At 39.6% G+C, this 6,668-nt stretch carries 8 protein-coding genes; 2 read left to right on the forward strand and 6 right to left on the reverse strand.

Annotated elements, in window-relative coordinates; all coding sequences use genetic code 11:
* Window positions 1–256 precede the first annotated feature (256 nt).
* From B4H39_RS02700 to metG, 4 genes are all read right to left on the reverse strand, one after another.
* A complete protein-coding gene (locus B4H39_RS02700) occupies window positions 257–517 on the reverse strand; it encodes a hypothetical protein (RefSeq protein ID WP_251423153.1) in 261 nt (86 codons plus the stop codon).
* A gap of 177 nt (window positions 518–694) precedes the next feature.
* Entirely contained in the window at window positions 695–1,954 is a 1,260-nt protein-coding gene (locus B4H39_RS02705) for a lipase family protein (protein ID WP_251423156.1), read from the reverse strand.
* Entirely contained in the window at window positions 1,951–2,331 is a 381-nt protein-coding gene (locus B4H39_RS02710; RefSeq protein WP_251423159.1) for a hypothetical protein, read from the reverse strand. Before B4H39_RS02710 ends, B4H39_RS02705 begins: the two co-directional genes overlap by 4 nt.
* Window positions 2,332–2,598: 267 nt before the next feature.
* Window positions 2,599–4,587, reverse strand: coding sequence for a methionine--tRNA ligase (gene metG, locus B4H39_RS02715; protein WP_251423162.1), 1,989 nt, complete (start codon window positions 4,585–4,587; stop codon window positions 2,599–2,601).
* A gap of 229 nt (window positions 4,588–4,816) precedes the next feature.
* On the opposite strand from metG, the gene B4H39_RS02720 reads away from it, so the two are divergent.
* Window positions 4,817–5,677: an exodeoxyribonuclease III gene (locus tag B4H39_RS02720; RefSeq protein WP_251423165.1), complete on the forward strand. Its 861-nt coding sequence runs from the start codon at window positions 4,817–4,819 to the stop codon at window positions 5,675–5,677.
* A gap of 28 nt (window positions 5,678–5,705) precedes the next feature.
* Here B4H39_RS02720 and B4H39_RS02725 read toward each other — a convergent pair whose 3' ends face one another.
* Window positions 5,706–6,056, reverse strand: a complete 351-nt coding sequence (locus B4H39_RS02725) for an arsenate reductase family protein (RefSeq protein ID WP_251423168.1) — start codon at window positions 6,054–6,056, stop codon at window positions 5,706–5,708.
* A 140-nt stretch (window positions 6,057–6,196) separates the two neighbouring features.
* Here B4H39_RS02725 and B4H39_RS02730 point away from each other — a divergent pair, with 140 nt between their 5' ends.
* Complete coding sequence (locus B4H39_RS02730; protein ID WP_202231067.1) at window positions 6,197–6,436, forward strand: GlsB/YeaQ/YmgE family stress response membrane protein; 240 nt, start codon at window positions 6,197–6,199, stop codon at window positions 6,434–6,436.
* Here the strand turns inward: B4H39_RS02730 and B4H39_RS02735 are convergent.
* Window positions 6,433–6,668 (reverse strand): hypothetical protein (locus tag B4H39_RS02735; RefSeq protein WP_286927486.1); only part of this gene is annotated, 236 nt, incomplete at its 5' end. The two genes, B4H39_RS02730 and B4H39_RS02735, sit on opposite strands and share 4 nt — an antisense overlap.

The following is a 6,668-nucleotide window of genomic DNA, read 5'->3' on the forward strand; positions in this document are numbered from 1 at the left end:
CCTAGAAAGCAGCGATGGACATTATGGAGCTGAACTTGCGCGTTGCGAATATCTTCAAGGCCACTCTGCACAGGGATATTTTAATAGGCAAAACAAAGTCCAAGCTGAGACAACCTGTTTCAGAAGCGCAAAAGGAAGTGAACAAATCATAGAAAGCATGATGATGACGTAAAAATCATTAGTTTTTTGAACATGTCCTTATAGCTTTGGTGAAGAGAAAAAGACAAAGTCTCAAGACCTTGTCTATACTATCGTTTTAAATGTTCTCCAAAGTTTGTTTTTGTTTTTCAAACGTTTCTGTTAGCTTATCAGCAAAATTACCCTTGATGGATTTTTGCAAGGCAGCTGAATTCTTAGAAAGTGACTGTTTCGCTTGTTCAGCTTCCAACTCAGAATTTTTTTGAATTTTCATGCGCTGTTCACCGCCATTCACTAAACTGTCCAAACCTTTCGACCGAATTTTTATTTTTTGTATTTCCTTTTGCGCATTTTTTATAATTTCATCAATAGTATCCATGTTTCATCCTTTGTATTGAGATTTATATAGTTTTGATTGAAGTTATGTTCTGCTTCTTCTATTTCTTCCGACAATTGAGTAAGAGGATAACACGAGAACTGATAAGCTTCTGTAACATTTCCTTGGCTTCTTAAAATATGGATTGGAAAGTTTCTTCTGTAAGCAAAATATTTTCTTTCACCCTTTCAACTCTTGGGCCAGTTCCGCATCACGAGCCACTATTTCTGAAATTTTAGCCTTAATTTCACGCTCAAGGTTTGTAAAATGCTCACTCATTTCTCGGATTTTATCAATTTTCATCTGGTATTGTTGCCGAGGCACGCCCACAACATTATATTCGGTAAAACCTACACTTTCAAGAGCTTCATAGACTTCCCATTTTTCCAATTGAGTCCCCATTTGTATAGCTTCATCTCGTGTCTTTTTCCAAAGTTCTTCCGCTTTTTTAATCCCCTCTTGATAATTTTTAATAACATTCAACATGGCTAGATTAAATTCTGCACCAGCTGTCGAAATAATAGCAAGAGCTTGTGCAGCATCTAAATAGATTTTTTCTCCAGAAGATAAGCCTCCTCCACTCGCAGTAAATCGGACCTTTAAATCTTCCAAGAGCTTCATTTGAGATTTGAAACTTTTTTGAATAAGTTCAATACCGTCACTCAAGACCCCTTTATCTGTAATTGTCCATATTCTCCCTTCATTGTCCTTCAATGACCCATCTTCACCAAAGTGATAAGACTCAAGAAAATGTCCGGAGAACAAAGTTCCATCTCCAAAATCTCCCGCATAAATCGCTGTGCCATAATCTGAAGCATGTGTCCATGAGGAAATTTGGTCCCCCTTATGCATGAAGTTCAAAACAAATTTTTTCCCTTTGCCATTTATCCATGCTTTTTCTGCTTCTGTTAATTGCTTACCTACTCCTGCGGTGGAAAAGGTAACTGCGGGGACATGGTTGGTTGCTGCTACCTTTTGAGCCAAAGCACCACCTAAAGAATGGCCTGTGACAGCTTCAATATTACTGGCCCCATATTCCTTTACCATCTCCTTGTAAAACTGTTGGGCACTGGTGAACTGAGATTCCAATGTGCCGTCTTTTTCAAACCCTAATACAACATTTGACAAATCCGCACTTAAATCATTCAAATGCCAATCTGTCGCATTTGTCCCTGCAAAAGCAATAATCACATGATTGTAATCGGGTTCTCCATTCACAATCGGCGCAACAGCCATACCTTGAAAGCCGTTTTTTTCGTAGCCCTGACTGTTGTGTTGGTCGTTTGTATCCACAGTATTTAAAATTTGATATTGTTGACTGGATTTATCATTAGGATCTTCATAAAATTTATCCCCGCTCCTTAAAGCATTCGAACTTTTTACTTTATCTGTATCATAAACCTTTGAATCAATAACAGAATACTGCTTGGGTGTTGTCATTCCAACACTTCCTCCTTCCCATTGCTATATGTAACTTTAATTGGTGTATTTGTTGGAACGTTTTTATCTGGTCCAGGTAATGGTTCTCCACCCCCTATACCTTCTTTAACCAAAATTTCTTTATATGTTTGACCATCAATAAGAACAGTAGCACCAACTGACCAAACACCTGCACCTGAGTAGCTTCCTGCTTCATCGAACTTAATTTCCTCAATTCCCGGTTGTATCTCCTTAAAAGCAAGAGCCGCAGTTCTTTGGTTCGCTATATTTTCACTTTCTTTATTGCTCATGTACACTTTCCCTCCAATAGTTAAGATTAAAACAAGCATTAAAACTGATAAAAGACTAAACATTAACCCTTTTTTGTTCTTTTTCATCTCTTTATCCCTAAAAAATATTACTCATTATCTATCTAATGTTATGACAGCAATCCATTAAAATCATTTTCGATAATCGCTTTTAGCTAGCACAAAAAGCCTTACCTCAATTTCTCAGTTAACCATTTGATGAAAAATAGGATAATCATCAACAGTAATTCTTCAAAATTGATAAGGGCAGTAACTTTTTGAATGCTTGCTCTCGCATAAAAACTGTACGAATATAGTTTGCACTCTCTTGAAATCTCAAACATTTCTGGATTTTTATTATCCGATTAATGATCCAGCAGGTACATCCGCAGGTGCTTCGAGCACGCGCAACTTGCCATCAAATTCAGCCGAGAGAATCATCCCTTGACTGACATATTTTTTCATCATTTTACGTGGTTTTAAGTTGGCCACGATTTGCAGTTTTTTACCGACAAATTCTTGTTCGTTGGGATAAAACTCTGCAATTCCTGACAAGATTTGGCGTGGTTCTTCATCACCTGCATCTAACTTGAAGCGAAGCAGACGATCTGAACCTTCCACACGGCTGACTTCCAAAACTTCAGCAACTTTCAACTCAATCTTTTCAAAGTCATTAAACTTAATTTCTGGTAAAGTGAGATTAAGTTTAACATCCTCTGGTACCCATTCTTTTTCAGGAAGCTTTCCACCAGCCATCTGTAACTTGATGTATTCCACTTCTTCTTCCTTATCCAAGCGAGGGAAGACAGGTTCACCTTTTTCTACAACTTTATGCGTAAATTCGTAACCGAAAGCTAAATCTTCTAAGGAGAACTCTTCCTCTGTTAGGCCGAGTTGTGCAAAAATTTTCTTACTTGTCGCACGCATGAAAGGCTGCAAGAGCGCAGCGACAACACGAAGATTTTCTGCTAAATGATAAAGTACATTATTAAGCTTATCCTTGTCCTCTTCTGATTTAGCAAGAATCCAAGGGGCTGTTTCATCGATGTATTTGTTCGTCCGAGAGATAAGAACCCAGACTTCACTCAAAGCGACATTGAACTCAAACTTATCCATAGCTGTGTGGTATTTTTCCAGAGTTTCAGCGAGGACTGTTTCCAAGGCAGCGTCAAATTCCGTTGAAGCGTCATTTTTAACCAGAACGCCGCCATTGTATTTGTTGACCATAGCAACTGTACGATTGAGCAAGTTCCCGAGGTCATTTGCCAAGTCATAGTTGATACGGTCAATAAAATCTTCTGGTGAGAAGACGCCGTCAGAACCAAAAGGCAAGGCGCGCATGAGGTAATAACGTACAGGGTCTAAACCATAGCGATTCACCAACATATCAGGGTAAACAACATTTCCTTTAGATTTCGACATTTTCCCGTCTTTCATCACCAACCAGCCATGACCGAAGACTTGTTTAGGGGGTTGCATACCCAAAGCATGAAGCATGATCGGCCAGTAGATGGTGTGAAAACGGACGATTTCTTTACCAACCATGTTCACACCTGGCCAGAATTTATCCAGTTTGCTAGTATCCTCTGAACCATAGCCTAAAGCAGTCACATAGTTAAGCAATGCATCAAGCCAAACATAAACCACGTGTTTCGGATTAGACTTCACAGGAATACCCCAAGTGAAGGTTGTACGGCTCACAGCCAAGTCTTCCAAGCCCGGTTTGATGAAATTATTTATCATTTCATTTTTACGAATCTCAGGTTGGATGAAATCTGGATGTGATTCATAATAACTTAAAAGCCAGTCCGCATACTTACTCATACGGAAGAAGTAAGATTCTTCTTCGACCCATTCTACTTCGTGACCTGATGGCGCTTTACCCCCGATGACTTTACCGTCTGCATCACGATAAACTTCTTCCAACTGTGCTTCTGTAAAGAATTCTTCATCAGAAACGGAATACCAACCCGCATATTTATCCAAATAAATATCGTCTTGTGCCAAAAATTGCTCAAAAGCCTTTTGAACGGCTTCTTCATGATAGTTGTCTGTTGTGCGGATAAATTTGTCATAAGAAATGTCCAACATTTTCCACAGTTCTTTAACATCTTCCGCCATTGGGTCCAAATATTCTTTGGGTGTCATGCCCAACTCTTCAGCCTTACGTTGAATTTTCATGCCGTGTTCATCAAGGCCTGTTAAATAAAAGGTATCAAAGCCCATCAAACGTTTGTAACGTGCAAGAACGTCACAAGCGATTGTTGTGTAGCTTGAACCGAGATGTAATTTCCCTGAAGGATAATAAATTGGCGTTGTGATGTAAAAGTTTTTGTTTTCAGTCATTTTTTCTCCTAATTCGTGGCTTAATGAAAGCCACTTGATTAGTATTTTTCCAATTGTGCATTGAAAAAAGCCTTGTTTTTATTATAGCATATCCTTTTCAAGGAATTCTTATTCTAAATAGTATTTAAGAGTTTTTCTCTCCATCATACTTCCTATCCCGTTTTCCTTTGAGATTATCAATCAATAAGGTATGTTATAATTAACTTAATAAAGCTAAAAGGATTTGATTATGACTTACAAATTTATCTCATGGAATATCGATTCGCTGAACGCAGCCTTGACTGGAACAAGTAATCGTGCAGCTCTATCAATGGCTGTGGTCGAACAGCTTGCTGCATCTAAAGCAGATGTTATCGCCATTCAAGAAACGAAACTCAACGGTGACCTCAAAAAAACAAACAAGGTACTTGAAGTTTTAGGCAGCCACTTCCCAGACTATGAAATTGTTCACCGCATCAGTACACCACCTGCACGTAAAGGGTACTCGGGGACGCTGTTCCTGTATAAGAAAAGCTTGCCTGAGCCAGTTATAACTATGCCGGAAATTGGAGCGCCAGAACCCATGGATAGCGAAGGTCGTATCATCACGCTTGAATTTCCTGATTTTTTCGTCACGACAGTCTACACACCCAATGCAGGTGATGCCCTTAATCGTTTAGACCTCCGTGGACAGTGGGACGATCAGTATCGCGCCTACTTGCAACTGTTGGACAGTCAAAAGCCTGTCTTTGCCTGTGGAGACTTCAATGCAGCTTACACCGAAATAGACCTTGCAAATCCTAAAGGAAACCGTAATTCTGCTGGTTTTACAGACCAAGAACGCGAAAAATTCGGTCTCTTATTAGCTGCTGGTTTTACAGATAGCTTCCGTAAAATTCATGGCAATGTGGAAAGTTATTACGCACCGGGACGGAGTATTTATACATGGTTCGCCCAACGTTCTCGCACAGCAAAAATCAATAACTCCGGATGGAGAATTGACTATTGGCTTGTTTCTGACCGCTTAGCCGATAAGATTACACGAGCAGAACCTTTGGATTCTGGCGCACGTCAAGACCATGTGCCCATCGTTTTAGAAATTAACATTTAAAAAAGCACGCACTCGTGCTTTTTTATTCTTATTGAGCCAGCTCTTGATAAGCCTCTTCCTTGAAGCCAATCAAGACAATGTTGCCCTCTTTAACAATCAGCGGGCGTTTAACCAGCATCCCATTTGAGGCTAAGAGTTCTGCTGCTTCATGTTCTGTCAAGTCTGCTAACTTATCTTTTAGGCCCATCTCACGATAAACCAGACCACTTGTGTTGAAAAATTTTTTAACAGGAACATCTGCAAACCATTTTTCAAATTGCTCAGCTTTGGGTGGATTCAGCTTAATATCAATAGCATTATAGTCAATTCCTAAGCGCTCTAAAGTTGCTTTTGCCTTGCGACAAGTCGAGCATTTTGGATATTCATAAAAGTCGTACATTTTTATCCTCCTTACTCTTTATTTTAGCAAAACTGAGCTAAAGAGAACAGAATTATCTTTCCGGAAAGCAAAAATTTTAAACAAAATAAAATTTATGTTAAAATAAGATAAGAATATTTATTTAAAAAGGAGATTATTTTATGATTTGGTCACTTATCGTTGGGGCTCTGATTGGTATGGCTGCCGGAGCAATTACATCAAAAGGCTCAAAAATGGGCTGTATCGCAAATATTGTCGCAGGCCTTCTCGGCTCCTTTGTTGGACAAATGCTTTTAGGAAGCTGGGGCCCGCATTTGGCAGGGATGGCTTTGATTCCTTCTATCGTTGGTGCGGTCATCGTCGTTCTTGTCGCTTCTGCTTTGTTTGGTAAGAAAGATTAATTTAACATAAAAACGTTCATTTTATCGGATGAACGTTTTTCTTTCGTTTTATTGGTTGATGATGAGAGCGGGACGAGCACCGCCACCAGGTCCCCCCATGTATCAGGTAAGTCACCACCTATCCAGCCTCCCATAGAGACGAGCCAGCCATGTCCCGGTGTTCCGGGAGTACGAAGCATCCAATAAGCACCATATGGAGGAATGTGAAGTAGTCTCCGTTCTTGTCTATTAC

Source organism: Lactococcus sp. UBA7128 (genome assembly GCF_002492185.1).
In the GTDB taxonomy this organism is placed as follows: Bacteria; Bacillota; Bacilli; order Lactobacillales; family Streptococcaceae; genus Lactococcus; species Lactococcus muris.

Bases quoted from the DNA above. Each gene is read 5' to 3' on its own strand.
- B4H39_RS02730 (WP_202231067.1), top strand. From the start codon at position 6,197: ATGATTTGGTCACTTATCGTTGGGGCTCTGATTGGTATGGCTGCCGGA.
- B4H39_RS02710 (WP_251423159.1), bottom strand. From the start codon at position 2,331: ATGAAAAAGAACAAAAAAGGGTTAATGTTTAGTCTTTTATCAGTTTTA.
- B4H39_RS02705 (WP_251423156.1), bottom strand. From the start codon at position 1,954: ATGACAACACCCAAGCAGTATTCTGTTATTGATTCAAAGGTTTATGAT.
- B4H39_RS02720 (WP_251423165.1), top strand. From the start codon at position 4,817: ATGACTTACAAATTTATCTCATGGAATATCGATTCGCTGAACGCAGCC.
- metG (WP_251423162.1), bottom strand. From the start codon at position 4,587: ATGACTGAAAACAAAAACTTTTACATCACAACGCCAATTTATTATCCT.
- B4H39_RS02725 (WP_251423168.1), bottom strand. From the start codon at position 6,056: ATGTACGACTTTTATGAATATCCAAAATGCTCGACTTGTCGCAAGGCA.
- B4H39_RS02700 (WP_251423153.1), bottom strand. From the start codon at position 517: ATGGATACTATTGATGAAATTATAAAAAATGCGCAAAAGGAAATACAA.